The organism is Solidesulfovibrio alcoholivorans DSM 5433 (assembly GCF_000702665.1).
Lineage (GTDB): Bacteria > Desulfobacterota > Desulfovibrionia > Desulfovibrionales > Desulfovibrionaceae > Solidesulfovibrio > Solidesulfovibrio alcoholivorans.
This window is the reverse complement of record NZ_JNJA01000007.1, coordinates 151870-169302: the sequence shown is the minus strand read 5'-3', so window position 1 is coordinate 169302 and position 17433 is coordinate 151870. Positions and strand designations below refer to the sequence as shown.

The window sequence follows — 17433 nt, the reverse complement described above, 5'->3', positions numbered from 1 at the left end:
TTTCTTCAAATGCGGCGCTTCGCCGCTGGCGCCCGTGTTCGCGGAATTTCGGGCAACGTGCTGGCCGGCTTTGCGGCCTGCGGGTTGCCCGAAATTCCGCGAACACATGCCCGACGCACGCCAACGACCAAACCTCCACCCGCTTGCCGATCCCCCGTCGGGGAGGTCCAGGAGGGGATCATCCCCTCCTGGCCGCCGGAGGCATCTTCCTCTTCTCTCTCCCCTCTCCTATCCACCCAAGTACGCCGCGCGGACGCGTTCGTCGGCGATGAGTTCCTCGCCGGTGCCGGAGAGGGTGACGCGTCCGGTTTCGAGGACGTAGGCCTTGTGGGCGATTTTGAGGGCGGCGTGGGCGTTTTGTTCGACGAGCAGCACGGTCATGCCCTTGTCGTTGATCTCCCGGATGATGTCGAAGACTTCGCGCACGAGCAGCGGCGCAAGTCCGAGGCTCGGCTCGTCGAGCATGACCAGGGCGGGTTTGCTCATGAGCGCGCGGCCCACGGCGAGCATCTGCTGTTCGCCGCCGGAGAGGGTGCCGCCTTTCTGGGCGCGGCGTTCGCTTAAGCGCGGGAACAGGTCGAAGACCCAGGTCATGTCGCTGGCGATGCCGTCCTTGTCGCTGCGGCTGTAAGCCCCGAGCTGGAGGTTTTCGAGGACGGTCAGGTGCGGGAAGATGCGCCGGCCTTCGGGGGACATGACGATGCCGGCCTTGACGATGGCGACGGGGTCGCTGCCCGTGATGTCCTTGCCGTTCCAGGAGATGGTGCCCTTGCGGTTTTTGCAAAGGCCGGAAATGGCGCGCAGGGTGCTGGTCTTGCCGGCGCCGTTGGCCCCGATGAGGGTGACGATCTGGCCGGTCGGGACGTCGATGGAGATGCCCTTGACGGCCTGGATGCCGCCGTAGGCGACGTGGAGGTCGCGGATCTCAAGCATGGGGCTGCTCCTCGCCGAGGTAGGCGGTGATGACCTTGGGGTCGGACCGGATGGCCTCGGGCGGGCCGGAGGCGATGGTCTGGCCGTAGTCCAGGACCCAGAGGTGTTCGCAGACGCCCATGACCACCTTCATGTCGTGCTCGATGAGCAGGATGGTGAGGCCGAAGGCTTCGCGGATGGTGCGCACGAAGCCCATGAGGTCTTCGGATTCCTGCGGGTTCATGCCGGCGGCGGGCTCGTCGAGGAGCAGGAACGACGGTTCCGTGGCCAGGGCGCGGGCGATCTCCAGGCGGCGTTGCGCGCCGTAGGGGAGACTGGCGGCTTTTTCCCCGGCCAGGTCCGCCAGACCGACCACGTCGAGGAGCTCCATGCAGCGGGCGCGGATTTCCTTTTCCTCGCGCCGGGAGGCCGGCGTGAAGACGAGCGTTTGCAGCCAGCTGGTCTTCTGGCGCAGGTGGCGGCCGATCATGACGTTTTCGAGCACCGTCTCGTTGTTGAACAGGCGAATGTTCTGGAAGGTGCGGGCGATGCCGGCGCGGCAGAGCGCATAGGGCGGCCGGCCCTGCACTTCCTCGCCATGGAAGACGACCTGCCCGGAAGTCGGCTTGTAAAAGCCCGTGATCATGTTGAAGCAGGTGGTCTTGCCCGCGCCGTTCGGGCCGATCAGCCCCGTGATGCTGCCCCGGGGGAAGACGGCCGAGAAGTCGGACACGGCGAGCAGGCCGCCGAAGCGCATGTTCAGGTCGCGGGTTTCGAGGATCACGTCTTGTGGCGTGGGTTGCATCAGGCCTTCTCCCGGGAAAAGACGCCGGCCAGGGAGCGCCAGGTCAGCTCGCGCATGCCCATGAGCCCTTCGCGGCGAAAGAGGATGATGACGATGAGCGCCAGGGAAAAGACCACCATGCGCATGCCCGGGATGCCCGGCAGGGAAAAGCCCAGGAGGTCCACCGGGTTTTCCACGACGCGCAGCCATTCGAGCAGCACGGTGATGCCGATTCCGGCCAGCACCGAGCCGGTGAGCGAGCCAAGGCCCCCGGCGACCACGATCATGAGCACGTTGAAGGTCAGCGTGAACAGGAACATCTTGGGGTCGATGGTCGTGAGCAGGCTTGCCAGCAGCGCGCCGCCGATGCCCGCGAAAAACGAGCCCACGGTGAAGGAGAGCAGCTTGTAGCGGAACACGTTGACGCCCATGGCCTTGGCCGCGATCTCGTTGTCGCGGATGGCCTTGAGGACATTGCCGGTGTTGCTCTGGAGCAGGCGCACGATGACGTAGAGGGTGACGAGGGCCCAGCCGAAGTTCCACCACAGGTCGGCGTAGGCCGGGATGCCCTTGAACCCGAGCGCCCCGTTGGTCAGGCGCGGGATGTTGTTGGCAACGACCCGGATGATCTCGGCGAACCCCAGGGTGGCGATGCCGAGGTAGTCGTCGCCCAGGCGCAGGAGCGGAATGCCGACGATGGCCCCGAAGATCGCCGCCACCGCGCCGCCGGCCAGCACGGCCGCGAAAAACGGGGCCTGGGCGTTTTCCACCCAGTCGTAGGCTGGCTGGAGCAGGAAAAGCATGTCCTTCTGGTCCGGCGTCATGATGAGGATGGAGCAGACGTAGGCCCCGATGGCCATGAACCCGGCGTGGCCCAGGCTGAAGAGCCCGGTGAAGCCGTAGATGAGGTTCAGGGACAGGGCCAGGATGATGTTGATGGCGATCAGGTTCAGGATCTGGGTCTGATAGCCGTTGCAATAGGCCTCGGCGAGGGAGAGCAGCAGGCCGAGGACCCCGATGGCCAGGACGTTGAGCAGGATGGTGCGGCCGCGTCGCATCAGACTTTATCCTCCGGTCTTTCGCCGAGCAGTCCGGTCGGTTTGACCATCAGGACGAGGATGAGCAGCACGAAGGCGAAGGCGTCCCGATAACCGGCCAGATCCGGGAAGAAGGCCACGGTCATGATTTCGATGAACCCCAGGGTGAGGCCGCCGATGACCGCGCCCTGGATGGAGCCGATGCCGCCGAACACGGCGGCGATGAAGGCCTTGAAGCCGGGGATGGTGCCCATGATGGGCTGGAGCTGCGGATAGCGCAGCGCCCACATGATGCCGCTGGCCGCGGCCAGGGCCGAGCCGATGCCGAAGGTGATGGCGATGACGCGGTTGACGGGCACGCCCATCAGGTAGCTCGTCTCGATGTCCTTGCTGATGGCCCGCATGCCAAGCCCGGTCTTGGTGCGGTAGACGATGTAGATGAGCAGCAGCATGAGGACGAGGGAGAGCAGGGGCACGAAGAGCGTCAGCGGCAGCACGCGCACCCCGTGGAAGAGGATGGGGTCTTCCAGCCACTGCGGCCGGTAGACCTCGCGGGGGATGGCCTGGAAAAAGACGATGGCCACGTTTTGCAGGAAAAAGGAGACGCCGATGGAACTGATCAGCGCCGAGATGCGCGGGGCGTCGCGCAGGGGCCTGTAGGCCACCTGGTCCACCAGCACGCCGAGGCTTGCGGTGACGAGGATGGCGAGCACCATGGCCACGGGCCAGGGCAGGTGGACGAGGGTGATGCCCCAGAAGACGAAGTAGGCCCCGAGCATGAAAATTTCGCTGTGCGCGAAGTTGATCAGGCGCAGGATGCCGTAGACCATGGTGTAGCCGATGGCCACCAGGGCATAGAGGCTGCCGAGCGTGAGGCTGTTTAGGATATTCTGGATAAAGGTGGCCAGGTTCATGGGAAGTCCTTGTCGCGGGTTGGCATCCGGGAGCGCCGCCCCTTGCGCGTCGCGCGGCCGGGCGAAAATCCGGCCGCGCGGCGGGGCTTGGCGAACGGTTTAGAGTTCCGGGACGATCTCGCCCTCGTAGAGCTTCTTGCCGTCCTTGATCACGACCAGGCCCACGGGCTTTTCGGCGTCGTGGGTGGCGTTGATAGCGGTCTTGCCGGTGACGCCCTCGAAGGCCTTGGTCTCGGCCAGGGCCTTGGTGATGGCTTCGGGATCGGCCTTGCCGGCGCGCTTGATGGCGTCGAGGATGATCATGTAGGCGTCGTAGCCCAGGGCGGAGTTCACGTTGGGCTCCTTGCCCGGGTACATGGTGCGCCAGCCGTCGGTGAACTTCTTGGCCATGGCGCTCATGTTCTTCATGGACGGGTCATAGGGGAAGGTGGTGTGGGTGAAGCCCTCGACCGCCTTGCCGCCGATGTCGGTGATCTTGGGGTTGTCCATGGCGTCGCCGCCCATGATCTTGAAGGTCGCGCCGAGTTCCGCGGCCTGCTTCATGATGATGGCGCCCTCGGCGAAGTAGGAGGGGATAAAAAGGACGTCGGGCTTCTCGGAAATGATCTTGGTCAGCTGGGCGGTGAAGTCCTGGTCGCCGGACTGGTAGTTGAGGGTGCCGACCATCTTGCCGCCGAGCTTGGTGAAGGAGCGCTCGAAGTACTTGGCCAGGCCCACGGAGTAGTCGCTGGCGACGTCCACGAGCATGGCGGCCTTCTTGAGGCCCAGGGTCTTGTAGGCGTAGGTGGCCGCGCCGGCGCCCTGGTAGGGGTCGATGAAGCAGACGCGGAAGATGTATTTCTTGCCCTGGGTGACCAGCGGGTTGGTGCAGCTGGTGCCGACCTGGGGAATGTGGGCCTTTTCCGAAACCTCGCCGCCGGCCATGGCCAGGGAGGAGCCGTAGGTGCCGATGATGGCCTGGACTTTTTCCTTCTCGATCAGGCGCTGCACCGCGTTGGCGGCCTCGACCTTGTCGGACTTGTTGTCCACCACGAACAGCTCGATCTTCTTGCCGAGGATGGTGGGGTTCTCCTTGTGGGCCATCTGCACGCCTTCGAGCTCGAGCTGGCCGCCGAAGGCGTTCTGGCCGGTCAGCGGCAGGAACACGCCTATTTTGACGGTGTCGTCGGCGCAGTAGGCCACGTTGGCCAGGCCCAGTACCAGGGCCAGGCAGATGAAAAGCAGTTTACGCATGACAGTCCCTCCACGTTGGTGTTGTTCCCCTCGCCGGATCGCTCACAGCGAAACCACGGCCGACAATTTCTTGGCCAGCTCCACGAGATAGCCCGCGAAACGGTCTTCGAACTCCTGCATGGAATAGGTCGCGGTGGCCGAATCGAAGCTGATGGCCCCGATGACGGCGTTTGTGCGCAACGAAAAAAGCGGCGCGCCGATGGCGATGAGCCCGGGCAGCGATTCCTCGTTGTTGCGGGAGAACCCCTGCCGTCGCACCTGTTCCAGGTCGGCAAGCAGCGCCTCGGGGTCGGTGATGGTGCGTGCGGTCTGGGCCACAAGGTCGAGGCGGCCGACGAGTTCGCGCAGGGCCTCGGGCTCGAGAAACGCCATGGCCGCCTTGCCGGCCGCCAGATAATGCAGGGCCGAGGAATAGCTGAAGGAGCGGTAGGCCCGGGTGTCCGGCGAATCGCGGCGGTAGATCAGGTAGATGGCGTCGTTGGCCAGGATGCCCACGTCGATATGCACGCCGTGGCGCGCGGCCGCCTCGTCCACCAGCGGTTGCACCAGGCGCACGAGGTCGTTGTGTTCGATGATGGCCAGAGCCAAGGACAGCGTGCGCACGCCCAGGCGGTAGAGCCCCGAGCGCGGGTCGCGGGCCAGGTAGCCCTGGTCGCACAGCATGCTGCCGTAGCGGTGGGCCGAGGTCTTGCTCATGCCGACCCGGGCGGCGATTTCCTTGAGGGTGTAGCCGGTGTCCTCGACGCCGAGCAGTTCCAGGATGGCAAGTCCGCGGGCGAGAGGGTCCGAGATTTTGCCTTTTTTGTCCACAAAGCCATCCTGGGGGACTGATTTTTGCAACGTCCGTTCCGCCTGGCGGAACAGCGGGTCCAGATGGAGGCTGATACCGCGCAATCGTCATCCTGTCAAAGCCGGATTGCCATCTTTCGCGTTGCGCCGCTTCGGCCGGGACCCCAGCGCCCGGCCGAAGCGGCAGGGGCGGCAATGCGCCTCGATGCTTTACCATTTTGTCCCATTAACGAGGCGGGTCAGGCGCTGCCCGACCGCGAACGGCGGGGTATTGCGGCTTTCTCACGGGTCATGCTCGGGAAACAGACGTATTTATCAAGGTCGTGCATTCGGTGCCATCCTTGCAGTTATTGAGGGACGGCCATTTTCAATATTGACAGGGTGGCGCATGTTTGGCATGCGATTTCCGTTGATTCGATACAAAATGGAGATGGCTATGAGAAAAGTTTTGCGTCACGAATACGGAAACAAAATTTTCCATACAAATAATGCCTTGAATCTGCCGTGGATTAAAAATTGTGCATGTTTTGCACTCTATTTTATCACCACTCTTAGCTCGCCATGCTTTGCCGACAGTGTTATATTAAATGAAGAGAATGGACACCAATACAAGATATTCACAACAGTAAAAACATGGACAGATGCCAAAACAGATTGCGAGTCACAAGGCGGGCATCTTGCGACAATAACATCGGATAGTGAGAATAATTTCTTAATAAACAATCTTTCTACCTTGTCAGACAACATATGGATAGGCGCTTCTGATGCAGAGAATGAAGGAACATGGCAATGGCTAACTGGCGAATCATGGAGTTACACCAATTGGTATCCAGGAGAACCGAATAGCTACCAGGGGAATAACGAAGACTGCCTGCAGGCCTATTTTACAAAATCTGGACAATGGAATGACCTGCCCTGCGCGAGAGAGCTATACTATATTTGCGAGTGGGAAAATGGGGCGGATCCACTTTTGCTGTCTGTGAACCTGAACACAAGCGGTATAGATTATGACGGCAAAAAGATGGTTGTAAATTTTAAAGAGAATACAGAGTTTGACAAACAGCTCTCATACGATGTCTACGTCGGAACTGAACGCATCGATTCCGGCTCCTATTCCGGAGGAACCCAAATCTCAAGATTTGAGTTTCCTCTTACTGATGCGTATCTTAATAAGGAGATTTCTGTTTTTTTTGCGACTTTTATTGACGGCGATAACAAACTGGCAGGGGTCAATGCTGCCTACGATCAAATTCAAGCACTGGCTCCTGAGTCTATTGTTTCATCCGCAACACTTAATGATACGAAGATTGATTCAAATAATATTCGGAACAACATGTACAATTATTTTGAAAACCAAGAATATTTAGGAAACATCAACAATTACCTTGACAGATTACGCCTACAGGTAGGCACTGCCACTACACATCGCATCATTGATTTTGACAGAATAATTAATAAAAATATCAATTCCCAATGGCAACAAACTGAATATGCAACAAAAATACATAGCTATACCAAACATCGAATTCCTATTTTGTTAATTCATGGATGGCAAGGCGACAATACAGGATTGAAAGATCGCCAGCAGTCTGCATTACTGTTATGGGAAAACTCAGAGCTCAATTATTGGCAGCATTTTTTGGATTTCTATCTATCGAGTTCGAAGTTGTATGATAAATTCCATATATATTTATATCATTATCCGACTTATAAACATATTTGTTTCAATGCTTTAGTGTTGAAAAACCTGCTTATAAACACATCTAAAGCAAACGAAGACCTATCTTATGGCTTATCGTCGAGCAAACTTATATTCCTCGCCCACTCTATGGGTGGCCTACTTGCACGGGATTTGATTGAAGAGCAGGGTTTTAATAATTATAGGAAACTCATTACATTGGATACTCCGCATCATGGGAGTCCCGCTTCGGATGACGAAGGCCTCTCTAGGCTGGTGAAAGATCTTGGGACCCAAGGTGCTGCGGATTTGAATTGGGACAATGTCGACAAATTTGATACGGACCAGGATATAGACGAAAACAACACGAGTAGGCGGTGGACATACATCAACACCAAAGACTTTGATGCAGAATATTGGGAGAGGCTGCTCAATTTGGTTGGGGCGAGTGAAATTGATAAGCACCATACGAAAAATCCTTGGCTCCGATGGCTTAATGTCAAATTCTCCAAAAACTATTTAAAATATTCAAACAAATATATCCTTTATGTTGCAGGAATGCACAACATTCACAACAACATACCTGACTCGATAGGAAATGGAGTCTTCGATGTTTCAAATGCATCGATTTCCGAAATGGGATATTTAAGCGGAGGTGCGGAACCGACAGGAAGTGCTTACTTTTGCAGTTTCGACGACGATTATTTATTCAAGTATTTTTTTATGCCAAGCTATACTTTTGATTTTACCAACGTGGGCCTATTGAGCCATGTCAATCCTTCGATAAAAATATTATCCAACTCTTCAAACGAAACTCAGTACATAATATCGACAGGATCAGAACACCCTTACAAATTGCCATATAGATTATTTGTTGATTATGACCATGAAAAAATAGCAAACGGTTGCTACAAGGGCGATAAAGGCGTTTGGGACAAATATGTCTCAGCAAGCTTTGTGCTAGACTCTGAGACAACAAGTGACACAGCCTTCAATTCATCTACATATTTCAAATCCTACGCAGGAACAATGTACACCTGCCTTCACAGATTATCCTTGGGCGATACGGCAAACATAAACCCCCTGCGCTATGAGCCCGTATTTAATTTACTCCAAAAAGATTTACTCGACTCTATCGGGTCAGACATCCAACCTTCTGTTCAATTATTGCTGGCGAACTAGCACGTGCGGCTTTCTCCCTTTTTTCTGATTGGCAGTCAGGAGTTACGTTTCCAATATATTTGCGTCTGAATGCAGGTGGATGTATTGCGAAAATACGATACGGGCGGGAAACGCATGCCGCGCCGCGCGTCAAATCCACAACAAACGCGGAGATCTCCCGTATGTTCGGCATCCACGACCTGACCCTTTTCGTGTTCTCGGGCATCCTGTTTAACCTGGCCCCCGGGCCGGACGTGCTCTACGTGGTCAGCCGCAGCGCCGGGCACGGCGCGCGCGGCGGCGTCGTCGCGGCGCTCGGCATCGGCACGGGCTGCTTCGTGCACATCGCGGCCGCGGCCATCGGCCTGACCGCCCTGCTCGCGGCGTCGGCCACGGCCTTCACCGTGGTCAAGCTCGTGGGCGCGGCCTACCTCGTCTATTCCGGGTTGGCCATGATACTATCATTCAGGAAAAAAGACGCAACCGCAAGCGCTCCCCGCACGGCCGCCGCCAGCGGGCGGGGCATCTACGTGCAGGGCTTTTTCACCAACGCGCTCAACCCCAAGGTCGCGTTGTTCTTTCTGGCCTTCGTGCCGCAGTTTATCGACCAGGCGTCGCCGGACAAGGCCTGGGCCTTCGTCTGCCTCGGACTCATTCTCACGTGCACGGGCACGGCCTGCAACATGCTCTACGCCTGGGGCGCAGCGCGCATGGCCGCCGGCGTCGGCCGCGCTGTGCGGGCGCGCGCGCTTTGCACCAAGGGCGTGGGCGCGCTTTTCATCCTGCTCGGCGTGCGTCTGGCGTTTGCGGACAATTCGTGAAGGGGGAGTGAGGAGAGGAAGAGAGGGGAGTGCCTCCGGCGGCCGGGGGGGATAATCCCCCCCGGCCCCCCTTGATGGGGGGAGATGGGGCAGGCTCTTGTTTCGGTGGGCCGTTGGCTGTAGGTTCCGGGGCCGCACGACATTGCCCCGCAAGGAGAACGCCATGACCACCCTCGGCACGCCGCTGACCGCCTCCGCTACCAAAATTTTGCTGCTTGGCTCGGGCGAGCTCGGCAAGGAAGTGGCCATCGAAGCCCAGCGCCTGGGCGTCGAGGTCGTGGCCGTGGACCGCTACCCCAATGCGCCGGCCATGCAGGTCGCCCACCGCTGCCATGTCGTGAGCATGCTCGACGCCGCGGCCCTGCGCCGCATCATCAAGGAAGAAAAGCCCGATTTCGTGGTGCCGGAAATCGAGGCCATCGCCACGGACGAGCTCCTTGCCCTGGAGGCCAAGGGCGTCACGGTCATCCCCACGGCCCGGGCCGCGCGCCTGACCATGAACCGCGAAGGCATCCGCCGCCTGGCCGCCGAGGAGCTCGGACTCGCCACCTCGCCCTACCGCTTCGCCGACAGCAAAGAGGAATTCCTGGCCGCCTGCGAGGCGATCGGCTTCCCCTGCGTGGTCAAGCCGGTCATGTCCTCTTCGGGCAAGGGCCAGAGCGTGGCCCGCGACGCCGCATCGGCCGCCGCGTCCTGGGACTACGCCCAAAGCGCCGGCCGCGCCGGGGCCGGGCGGGTCATCGTCGAGGGGTTCGTCGCCTTCGACTACGAGATTACGCTCTTGACCGTTCGCCACGCCGGGGGGACGACATACTGCGCGCCCATCGGCCACCGCCAGGAAAAGGGCGACTACCGCGAATCCTGGCAGCCCCATCCCATGAGCGAGGCCGCCCTGGCCAAGGCGCAGGAGATGGCCGGGACCGTGACCGCGGCCCTCGGCGGGCGCGGCATCTTCGGCGTGGAGCTTTTCGTCAAGGGCGACACGGTGCTTTTCTCCGAAGTCTCGCCCCGGCCCCACGACACGGGCATGGTGACGCTCATTTCCCAGGACCTGTCCGAATTCGCCCTGCACGTGCGCGCCATCCTGGGCCTGCCCGTGCCGGCCATCCGCAGCTACGGCCCGGCGGCCTCCCGGGTTGTCCTGGCCGAGGGCGATTCGACCGCCCCGCGCTACGTGATCGACCCGCAGGCCCTGGCCGAGCCGGACACGGCCCTGCGCCTTTTCGGCAAGCCCGAGGTGCACGGCACCCGGCGCATGGGCGTGGCCCTGGCCCTCGGCCGCGACGTGGAAGAGGCAAAGGAAAAGGCCATCCGCGCCGCCTCCTTCGTGCGCGTGGAACTCTAAGCGGGCCGACGGTTGGACAAGCTCCTCTTCGGCATCTCCGGCCTGCCCAAGGGCGACGGCCGGAAGTTCGATTACGCCTCGGGCATCGCCTATTTGCGGGGGCTCGGCCTCGACGCCATGGAGCTGCCCTTCGTGCGTTCCGTCAATGTCACGGCCAAGAACCGCGACGCCATCGCGCGCGCCAAGGCGGAAAACGACTTCTATCTCTCCGCCCACGCCTCGTACTACATCAACCTCAACGCCGCGGAGCCGCAAAAGCGCGACGAGTCCCGCGCGCGCATCGTCAAGGCCGCGGAGGCGCTCGCCAGCGTCGGCGGGCGCAGTGTGGTCTTTCATCCGGGGTTTTATCTCGGTAATCCCAAGGAAGAGGCCTACCGCGTCATCGCCGACAACCTGCGCGCCCTGCCGCGCCTGGGCGTCGATTACCGCCTGGAGACCACGGGCAAGGGCACGCAGTTCGGCGACCTTGCCGAGCTCCTGCGCCTGTGCAAGGAAATCGACACCTGCAAGCCGTGCATCGATTTCTCCCACCTGCACGCCCGGGACAACGGCGGGCTGCGGACACAGGCCGATTTTTCGCGCATCCTGGACGCCATCGCCCGGGAGCTCGGGCCGCAGGCGCTTGACGACATGCACATCCACCTAAGCGGCATCGCCTACGGCCCCAAGGGCGAAAAGCACCACCTGCCGCTTCTCGAAAGCGATTTTAATTACAAGGCCTGCCTCACGGCCCTGCGCGAACATGGCGTCAAAGGCTGCGTCATCTGCGAAGACCCGCAGCTCGAGCACGACGCCCTGTTGCTCAAAAACTACTACGAAGACCTGTAAGCGCGCGGCCCCGCGCTCATTCGAGCGTGGCGGCGAGCGCCCCGGCCAGCTCCAGCAGTTCCTTTTTCTCCTCGAGTCCGTCCACGAACCGTTGCGGGATGCCCGAAAGCCCGGTCTGCGCGCCGACCAGCGCGCCGGTCAGGATCGTGCGCGCCTGGTTCTGGCCGCCGCCGTTGACGGCATGGAGCACCGCCGCCTCGAAGTCGTCGGCGAATCGCGCGGCCAGGTAATAGGCCGCCGGGAGCTGGTGGTAGATGGCGCAGGGCATGCCGTAGACCAGCGAAACCTTCCAGGCCGGCTCGATGCGGATGTCCGGATCGGCCGCCGCGCGTGCCATGAACGAAGGGGAGAGCAGTGCGTCCGGCGAAGCGAAGCGTCCGGCGCGGGGCGGGTCGGGATCGCCCGGGCGGGGCGGTTGCAGGTTGTCCTGGGTCACCGCGTGAAAGGGCAGCTCGCCCGTATGGACCAAGTGCATGAGCGTATCCGACAGGGCCGCGTCCAGTTTGTGCCCGACCACAAGCATGCCGAGCACGACGCAGTAGGCCGTGCTCATGGACACGACGAGCGGGTCGGACTGGGTGATCACGGTGTTGTCGACCACATGCGCGGCGATCGCGGCGGGCGATTTCGCGTAGCGCACGGCAATGGCCAGGGCGCGTTCGATGGCCTCGGTGGTGTCGGCCGGGCCGCCGGTTTCTTCAAAGGAGAGGTGCTGCTCGACGCGCCGCCGCCAGGCCTCGCGGATGGACTGGCTGGTGTAGTGGCCCGGGCCGCTGACGGGTGTGCCGTCAAGCAGCGGAAACAGGTCCTCGTCCAGGCGGCGGCAGAAATCCTGCCGGTCGTAGCCGCCCCGCGCGACCAGGGAGCGCATGGTGAGCGTGAGGATGAATCCGGCCTGGGAAAGCTGGCCGGCCTTGCAGCCGTCGTGGTAGCGGCCCGGTTGCGGGTCGGTGTAGCCGCTGATCCAGTCGCCGTAGTCCCGGCGCAGCGCGTCCAGGTCGTAGTACCAGTGCGGCCCGAGCCCCAGCGCGTCGCCGATCAGCGCGCCCATGAGCGCGCCGCGCGCGCGGTCGCGGATGTCCTTGCCCGGCATGGCGGTCGCCTCCTGTCTGCTTTGCGACTCCCCTTAATCCTCCCACACAAACGCCGCCATGGAAAGCACGCCCAGGCAAAACGAGTCGTGGACGAGGCTGGCGCTGCCTATGGCAAGGTGCTCCCGCGCCGTCGTGCCCGGCTGCATGGAAAGCTGCATGACGGGCACGTCGGCCTGCTTGTTGGCATACGCGCGCCTAGTCGTCTCGTTTGGCGAAATCGCGCTGCGCGGCCCCGCAAGCCGGGCAGTGCCAGTCCCCGGGCAGCTTGTCGCCGGGCGTGCCGGGGCTGATGCCGGCCTTGGCATCGCCGCGTTTGGGGTCGTAGGTATAGCCGCAGCGCAGGCAGATGTAGCGATCCTGGGACATGGCGGACTCCTTGCGGGCGCAGGCTTCGTGCGGCGCCTTTGGCCACGTCTGAAAGGCCGGGAGGAAGCTCCCCGCAGTCAAGGGCCGCGCCCGTTGGAATCCCCATAGCGCCGGGGGGCGGGGCGGGGCAAGACCGCGCCCCGCCCCGCGTAACCCCTTAGGGTCAATTGTTTCCGAGCAGCAGCAGGTCCACCGGTGCGGTCGGCGGCGGCGGCGTGTCCGGCCCGATGGTGATCAGGACGTATTCGCCGGTCAGCAGCGGGTAATTCATTTCTATCGTATTGAGGCCCAGTCGGTCCCCGAAGGGAATGCCGTAGCCGGTGGTCAGGGTGCTGAAGCTGGCGGCGTAATCGTCGTAGTTGTTGCCGTTCGTCTGGAGCTTGCCGAAGATGTAGCCCTGGCCGAGGATCGACTGCGCGGGCGGGGTGGCATACGTCGCATTTTTGCCGGCCCACCAATAGAGGCTTGGGATCTGGCCGATGGCCTGGGCCGGAATGGGGTCACCGCTGCCGGTCTTGACATACTGGGTGGTGCTGCCGAAGACGCCGAAGCTCAGGCCGCCAAGAATGTCGCCCACGACCCGTCCGAAATAATCGTTGACGATGGCGGTTTCGTGGACGACGGCTCCGGAGCCGATCTGGTAATAATACGGGGTGTTGTTGGAATAGACACCCACGGTGTTGCTTTGCAGATCGGAATACATGATCCAGACTTTATTGCTGTCGCCGACGCCTGTTCCCGTGTTGCCGTTGCCGACGCAGAAGTTCACCGCTCCCGCGTATCCGGAGCCGCTGTTTGCCGTCAGGCTGACGCATCCGGACGAGGTGTCCGAGGGGTTGTCGCAGGTGCTCAGGAAGTCCGCGGTATAACTGTAGGTTTGCTGCTGCTGGAGGGGGTCGTCGCTTGCGCCGACGCCCACGAAGCAGTCGTCCAGGGTAGCCGTGGTGCTCGTCGTGGCCAGGCCGGCGAGGTAGGCCGACCAGTCGTGGTAATAGGTGAAGCCGGCCTTGGCCGCGAGGTTCGTGCCGAGCACCCGGGCGAAGGAGGCGTTCCAGGCGTTCGTGCCCGAGGGCAGGCTGCCCGCGGGGATGACGTTGGCGTTGGTCGGGCTGCTCGATCCCGCCGCCGCCAGGGCCAGGACCCTGGCCGTCACCGAGGTGGTCTGCGGGTTGTTGGCGAGGGTCGGGCCGTTTTTCACCGCGATGGTCAGCGGAATGGAGACGAAGTCGATGTAGCTTAGGTCAAGCCATGTCTGCGTGCCCGAGGAAGCCGTGATTTCGGTATATTGATACCGGGCGGTGTAGTTCGGGTCGGTGGGTGAGCCGTCGACGAAGGCGCCGGCCGCGTCCGGCGTGTAGCTGGCGTTGGGAATGGTGAGGCCGCTTGTGCCGTAGTTGATGTAGAGGCGCGCGGCTGGCGCGTTGGTGATCATGATCGCCGGCTTGCCGGTGGGAACGCTCGTGGCGATGGGGGTGGGGCTGATCAGGTTCGCCAAGCAATAGGGCGTGTTGGAGGAGATTGTTTGTTGTGCGCCGCTGCTGTCGTAGTAATAGCCGATGGTGATCGCGCCGACGCCGAGAAATTGGATGTACGTTTTCGCGGCACTGTGGTCCCAGGGCAGGTCGAAGACGAACGGCGTCTGTGCTTTTGCCGGGAGAGGTATGCACATGATGGAGAGAGCGAATACGATGGAAGAAAGAATATTCAATGTTTTTATTCTCATGCGGCACATCCTGCCCGGAATTGTGGTTTTAAAAATTTAAAGGATGCTCATGCACCGCAAGAGGATGTGTGTATTTATTCGGCTGCAATTATATATTTATCGTAATATTGTCGATAGGTTGGAGCTGATGCGCAATTGCGTTGCACGCGGATGCATTTCGTTTTTGTAGGACAATGCTTGCGCCAACGGGAAAACATATTTCCAAGAATAAAAATTACGCATTTTCGCTGGGCATTGCAAGTGTTTTACATGCGTGCGCCGTCCTGCCTCGAAAAAAACGCATCGCTGCCGCCGGAACCGTTTCCGGCGGCAGCGATGTGCGCAACGGCCGCATCCGGCTCAGGCGGGGTTGGACAAAAGGGCATGTCGCCGCTATGCCCGGCCACCGGTCCCGACGGGAACACGGGACACGACAAGGCGCGGAGGGAAAACATGGATTTCAAGGTGTTGGCTGATCTGATCGAGAACGGGTTGCCCTTCCAGAAGATGCTCGGCATCCGCGTGGCGGCGGTGGAAGAGGGGCGTGTGCGGCTTTTCATCCCCTTTCGCGAGGACCTGATCGGCGATGCGCGCCGCCCGGCGATTCACGGCGGCGTCATCTCCACCCTGGCCGACGTCTGCGCCGGCTTCGCCGTCTGGACCCGCTGCGAGCTCAACGACCGCATCGCCACCATCGACCTGCGCGTGGACTACCTGCGCCCGGCCACGGCCCACGACCTTTACGCCGAGGCGACCGTGCGCCTGCTCGGCAACCGCGTGGGCAACGCCCAGGTCGTGCTGTGGTCCGACGGCAGTCCGGACGAACACGTGGCCGAGGGCCGCGGCGTGTACAACATCCGCCACGGCAGCTGACCGGGCCGCGACCCGGTGTGGCTATTGCTCGAGCAGCAACAGCGAGGCAGCCGGGGGCGAAGGGACCGTAGCGACGGGAAAGGGCCCGGTATAGGTGCTCGAATACGATTGCCAGTTGTCGGCCGTGCAGTCGGCGGGGATGTGCCCGTTTTCCTTGAGCAGGGGGATGACGTCCGTAAGCGCGTCGAGGGGACCGAAAAAGTACTGGTTGCTTTGCACGTAGTATTTCGAATTGTACGTGTTCGAGGAAATGACGTGGCCGGCGTTGGTGCGCTGGTTGCATCGGAACGAGTGGATCGAGGAGCCATAGACGTTTTGGGCGTTGAACACGGCAAAGTCCTTGGCGTCGCCGGTCTTGCGGCTGTTGAGTTCCGCCGGAGCGTAGGCATTGGCCCCGGGGTGCGTTTGCGCCGTGAAAAACGCCGTCATGTAGCTGGCCGGGTGCTGGAAATACTGGAGCTGGCTTTTGGCCGTCTGGTAGTCGGCATTGTAGAGAAAGCCGTTCGAGTGTTGCAGGTAGCCGGTGAATTCCGGCGGGTATTCCAGCCAGTCGTCCGCGACGGAGCCGGAAGGAAGGACGCCGCCCGCCAGGAGGAAGCTCCCCGCCTCATCGAGGCTCGTGACCGGGCCGAAGATTTCCTGCGCATTTCCGTGGTTGCTCGCGACGTATTGCTTGCCGTCCGTATCCGTAAAGAGGGTGACGATATGCCCGTAGTTGTTTGAAGTGTTGTAACGGAACGCGTACTTCTTGATCGCATAGCCGTGCGAGACCAGGATGGAAGCGAAAAATGTCGCATAATCCTTGCAATCACCTGTTTTCAAGGTGTTCAACGTGGCCGGAGAATAGGGCATGTATCCAGGGCGATTCGTATCGTAGGTAAAGTAGGCGGCCATGTATGCGGCAGCGGCTTGCGGTGTCGAGAGCTGTTCTTTTATCGCATTGTAGTCGCTGTTGTATGGTATCGTGTCGGCGTGGGCATGTGAAGATGTCAGTGTCAATATGATGGTGATTGTCGCCATTATAGCATGGAACAGCGCTTGCATACCAGATCTCCTTGTGTGGCGGCTTGGTGCTGCAACATAAGGTGGGCGAGAGAGGAAATCAATTGCCCGAGTGGTGATTCCGCTTCATAGCGGCGTAAAAGAAGCGGGGCCGGTCATGCGACCGGCCCCGTTGCTTCATGAGAGTGGATTGGTATGCGTTCTAGTCGCGCGTCCAGGAAAGCACCTGGCAGGTCTTTTCCAGCACCGCGCGCAGTTCGCGTTCCCGTGTCTCGGGCAGGCCCTGGATGCGGATGGAGACGTCGCGGCGCGTGGCGTCCGTGCGGTCGTAGGACGAGAGGATGCTGATGATGCGGGCCTCGTGGCCGCGCAGGGCGTCGAGCACGGGTTTGAGGCTCCCTTCGCTCGTGCCCAGGCGCAGGCCGATCTGGATGCCGTCCTGGTCGATGCCGGTGATGGAGACGAACAGGCGGAAGATGTCCGTGTCCGTGATGATGCCGACCACCTTGTTGTCCGCATCCACCACGGGCAGGCTGCCGATCTTGAGGTCGCGCATGACGAGCGCCGCCCGCTCCACGGTGTCGCCCGGGCGGATGCTGCGCGGGGACTTGGTCATGATGCCTTTGAGCTTCATCTCCGAGAGCAGGTAGGTCATCTCGTACATGTCGAGCGTGGTCGCCCCCGAGGGCGAGGCTGCCTTGAGGTCGCGCTCGGACACGATGCCGACGAGCCTGCCTTCCCTGTCCACCACGGGCAGGCGGCGGATCTTGCGTTCGCGCAGCATCCGGCCGGCCTTGATCATGGACATGTCCTCGGTCGCGGTGACGACGTTTCGCGACATCCAATCCCCGACGAGCATGCTGTGGCTCCTTGCGCTAAAGGTGGGGCGGACCG

17 protein-coding genes are annotated in these 17433 nt (G+C 61.1%); 5 read left to right on the top strand and 12 right to left on the bottom strand.

Annotated features, from left to right (window positions below):
• Window positions 1–228: 228 nt before the first annotated feature.
• From Q368_RS0113855 to Q368_RS0113830, 6 genes are all read right to left on the bottom strand, one after another.
• Entirely contained in the window at window positions 229–933 is a 705-nt protein-coding gene (locus Q368_RS0113855; protein ID WP_029459653.1) for an ABC transporter ATP-binding protein, read from the bottom strand.
• The gene (locus Q368_RS0113850) at window positions 926–1717 is read right to left on the bottom strand and encodes an ABC transporter ATP-binding protein (RefSeq protein WP_029459652.1); all 792 of its coding nucleotides are present in this window, start codon (window positions 1715–1717) and stop codon (window positions 926–928) included. Before Q368_RS0113850 ends, Q368_RS0113855 begins: the two co-directional genes overlap by 8 nt.
• Window positions 1717–2754 carry a branched-chain amino acid ABC transporter permease gene (locus tag Q368_RS0113845; protein WP_029459651.1) on the bottom strand — a complete coding sequence of 346 codons (1038 nt, stop codon included), beginning with the start codon at window positions 2752–2754 and terminating at the stop codon, window positions 1717–1719. The genes Q368_RS0113850 and Q368_RS0113845 overlap by 1 nt, the downstream gene beginning before the upstream one ends.
• The gene (locus Q368_RS0113840) at window positions 2754–3647 is read right to left on the bottom strand and encodes a branched-chain amino acid ABC transporter permease (protein WP_029459650.1); all 894 of its coding nucleotides are present in this window, start codon (window positions 3645–3647) and stop codon (window positions 2754–2756) included. Before Q368_RS0113840 ends, Q368_RS0113845 begins: the two co-directional genes overlap by 1 nt.
• Before the next feature lie 99 nt (window positions 3648–3746).
• A complete protein-coding gene (locus Q368_RS0113835) occupies window positions 3747–4880 on the bottom strand; it encodes an ABC transporter substrate-binding protein (protein WP_029459649.1) in 1134 nt (377 codons plus the stop codon).
• 42 nt (window positions 4881–4922) lie between these two features.
• On the bottom strand, window positions 4923–5690 hold the full coding sequence (locus Q368_RS0113830; RefSeq protein WP_029459648.1) for an IclR family transcriptional regulator: 768 nt from the start codon (window positions 5688–5690) through the stop codon (window positions 4923–4925).
• A 415-nt stretch (window positions 5691–6105) separates the two neighbouring features.
• Between Q368_RS0113830 and Q368_RS25765 the strand changes: the two genes are divergently transcribed.
• From Q368_RS25765 to Q368_RS0113810, 4 genes are all read left to right on the top strand, one after another.
• The gene (locus Q368_RS25765) at window positions 6106–8529 is read left to right on the top strand and encodes a lectin-like protein (RefSeq protein WP_162179646.1); all 2424 of its coding nucleotides are present in this window, start codon (window positions 6106–6108) and stop codon (window positions 8527–8529) included.
• A gap of 161 nt (window positions 8530–8690) precedes the next feature.
• A complete protein-coding gene (locus tag Q368_RS0113820; RefSeq protein ID WP_029459646.1) occupies window positions 8691–9329 on the top strand; it encodes a LysE family translocator in 639 nt (212 codons plus the stop codon).
• Window positions 9330–9492: 163 nt separating this feature from the next.
• A complete protein-coding gene (purT, locus tag Q368_RS0113815) occupies window positions 9493–10674 on the top strand; it encodes a formate-dependent phosphoribosylglycinamide formyltransferase (protein ID WP_029459645.1) in 1182 nt (393 codons plus the stop codon).
• A 12-nt stretch (window positions 10675–10686) separates the two neighbouring features.
• Entirely contained in the window at window positions 10687–11502 is an 816-nt protein-coding gene (locus Q368_RS0113810) for a TIM barrel protein (protein ID WP_029459644.1), read from the top strand.
• Window positions 11503–11518: 16 nt separating this feature from the next.
• On the opposite strand, the gene Q368_RS0113805 is transcribed toward Q368_RS0113810, so the two are convergent.
• From Q368_RS0113805 to Q368_RS0113790, 4 genes are all read right to left on the bottom strand, one after another.
• A complete protein-coding gene (locus Q368_RS0113805) occupies window positions 11519–12595 on the bottom strand; it encodes an ADP-ribosylglycohydrolase family protein (protein ID WP_029459643.1) in 1077 nt (358 codons plus the stop codon).
• Window positions 12596–12628: 33 nt separating this feature from the next.
• Window positions 12629–12763 carry a hypothetical protein gene (locus tag Q368_RS27295; protein WP_281174635.1) on the bottom strand — a complete coding sequence of 45 codons (135 nt, stop codon included), beginning with the start codon at window positions 12761–12763 and terminating at the stop codon, window positions 12629–12631.
• A 28-nt stretch (window positions 12764–12791) separates the two neighbouring features.
• The gene (locus Q368_RS0113795; RefSeq protein ID WP_029459642.1) at window positions 12792–12962 is read right to left on the bottom strand and encodes a rubredoxin; all 171 of its coding nucleotides are present in this window, start codon (window positions 12960–12962) and stop codon (window positions 12792–12794) included.
• 163 nt (window positions 12963–13125) lie between these two features.
• Entirely contained in the window at window positions 13126–14631 is a 1506-nt protein-coding gene (locus tag Q368_RS0113790; protein ID WP_162179645.1) for a beta-1,3-glucanase family protein, read from the bottom strand.
• Window positions 14632–15117: 486 nt separating this feature from the next.
• On the opposite strand from Q368_RS0113790, the gene Q368_RS0113785 reads away from it, so the two are divergent.
• Window positions 15118–15537 carry a PaaI family thioesterase gene (locus tag Q368_RS0113785; protein WP_029459640.1) on the top strand — a complete coding sequence of 140 codons (420 nt, stop codon included), beginning with the start codon at window positions 15118–15120 and terminating at the stop codon, window positions 15535–15537.
• A 21-nt stretch (window positions 15538–15558) separates the two neighbouring features.
• Here the strand turns inward: Q368_RS0113785 and Q368_RS0113780 are convergent, their stop codons facing one another.
• Both Q368_RS0113780 and Q368_RS0113775 read right to left on the bottom strand, forming a co-directional pair.
• Window positions 15559–16581: a hypothetical protein gene (locus tag Q368_RS0113780; RefSeq protein ID WP_156955735.1), complete on the bottom strand. Its 1023-nt coding sequence runs from the start codon at window positions 16579–16581 to the stop codon at window positions 15559–15561.
• A 160-nt stretch (window positions 16582–16741) separates the two neighbouring features.
• On the bottom strand, window positions 16742–17398 hold the full coding sequence (locus Q368_RS0113775) for a CBS and ACT domain-containing protein (RefSeq protein ID WP_029459638.1): 657 nt from the start codon (window positions 17396–17398) through the stop codon (window positions 16742–16744).
• Window positions 17399–17433: the final 35 nt, after the last annotated feature.

Coding starts and splice junctions, on each gene's coding strand:
- Q368_RS0113855 (WP_029459653.1), bottom strand. CDS start 933: ATGCTTGAGATCCGCGACCTCCACGTCGCCTACGGCGGCATCCAGGCC.
- Q368_RS0113820 (WP_029459646.1), top strand. CDS start 8,691: ATGTTCGGCATCCACGACCTGACCCTTTTCGTGTTCTCGGGCATCCTG.
- Q368_RS0113850 (WP_029459652.1), bottom strand. CDS start 1,717: ATGCAACCCACGCCACAAGACGTGATCCTCGAAACCCGCGACCTGAAC.
- Q368_RS0113835 (WP_029459649.1), bottom strand. CDS start 4,880: ATGCGTAAACTGCTTTTCATCTGCCTGGCCCTGGTACTGGGCCTGGCC.
- Q368_RS25765 (WP_162179646.1), top strand. CDS start 6,106: ATGAGAAAAGTTTTGCGTCACGAATACGGAAACAAAATTTTCCATACA.
- Q368_RS0113805 (WP_029459643.1), bottom strand. CDS start 12,595: ATGCCGGGCAAGGACATCCGCGACCGCGCGCGCGGCGCGCTCATGGGC.
- Q368_RS0113785 (WP_029459640.1), top strand. CDS start 15,118: ATGGATTTCAAGGTGTTGGCTGATCTGATCGAGAACGGGTTGCCCTTC.
- Q368_RS0113840 (WP_029459650.1), bottom strand. CDS start 3,647: ATGAACCTGGCCACCTTTATCCAGAATATCCTAAACAGCCTCACGCTC.
- Q368_RS0113845 (WP_029459651.1), bottom strand. CDS start 2,754: ATGCGACGCGGCCGCACCATCCTGCTCAACGTCCTGGCCATCGGGGTC.
- Q368_RS0113780 (WP_156955735.1), bottom strand. CDS start 16,581: ATGCAAGCGCTGTTCCATGCTATAATGGCGACAATCACCATCATATTG.
- Q368_RS0113775 (WP_029459638.1), bottom strand. CDS start 17,398: ATGCTCGTCGGGGATTGGATGTCGCGAAACGTCGTCACCGCGACCGAG.
- Q368_RS0113790 (WP_162179645.1), bottom strand. CDS start 14,631: ATGTGCATACCTCTCCCGGCAAAAGCACAGACGCCGTTCGTCTTCGAC.
- Q368_RS0113795 (WP_029459642.1), bottom strand. CDS start 12,962: ATGTCCCAGGATCGCTACATCTGCCTGCGCTGCGGCTATACCTACGAC.
- purT (WP_029459645.1), top strand. CDS start 9,493: ATGACCACCCTCGGCACGCCGCTGACCGCCTCCGCTACCAAAATTTTG.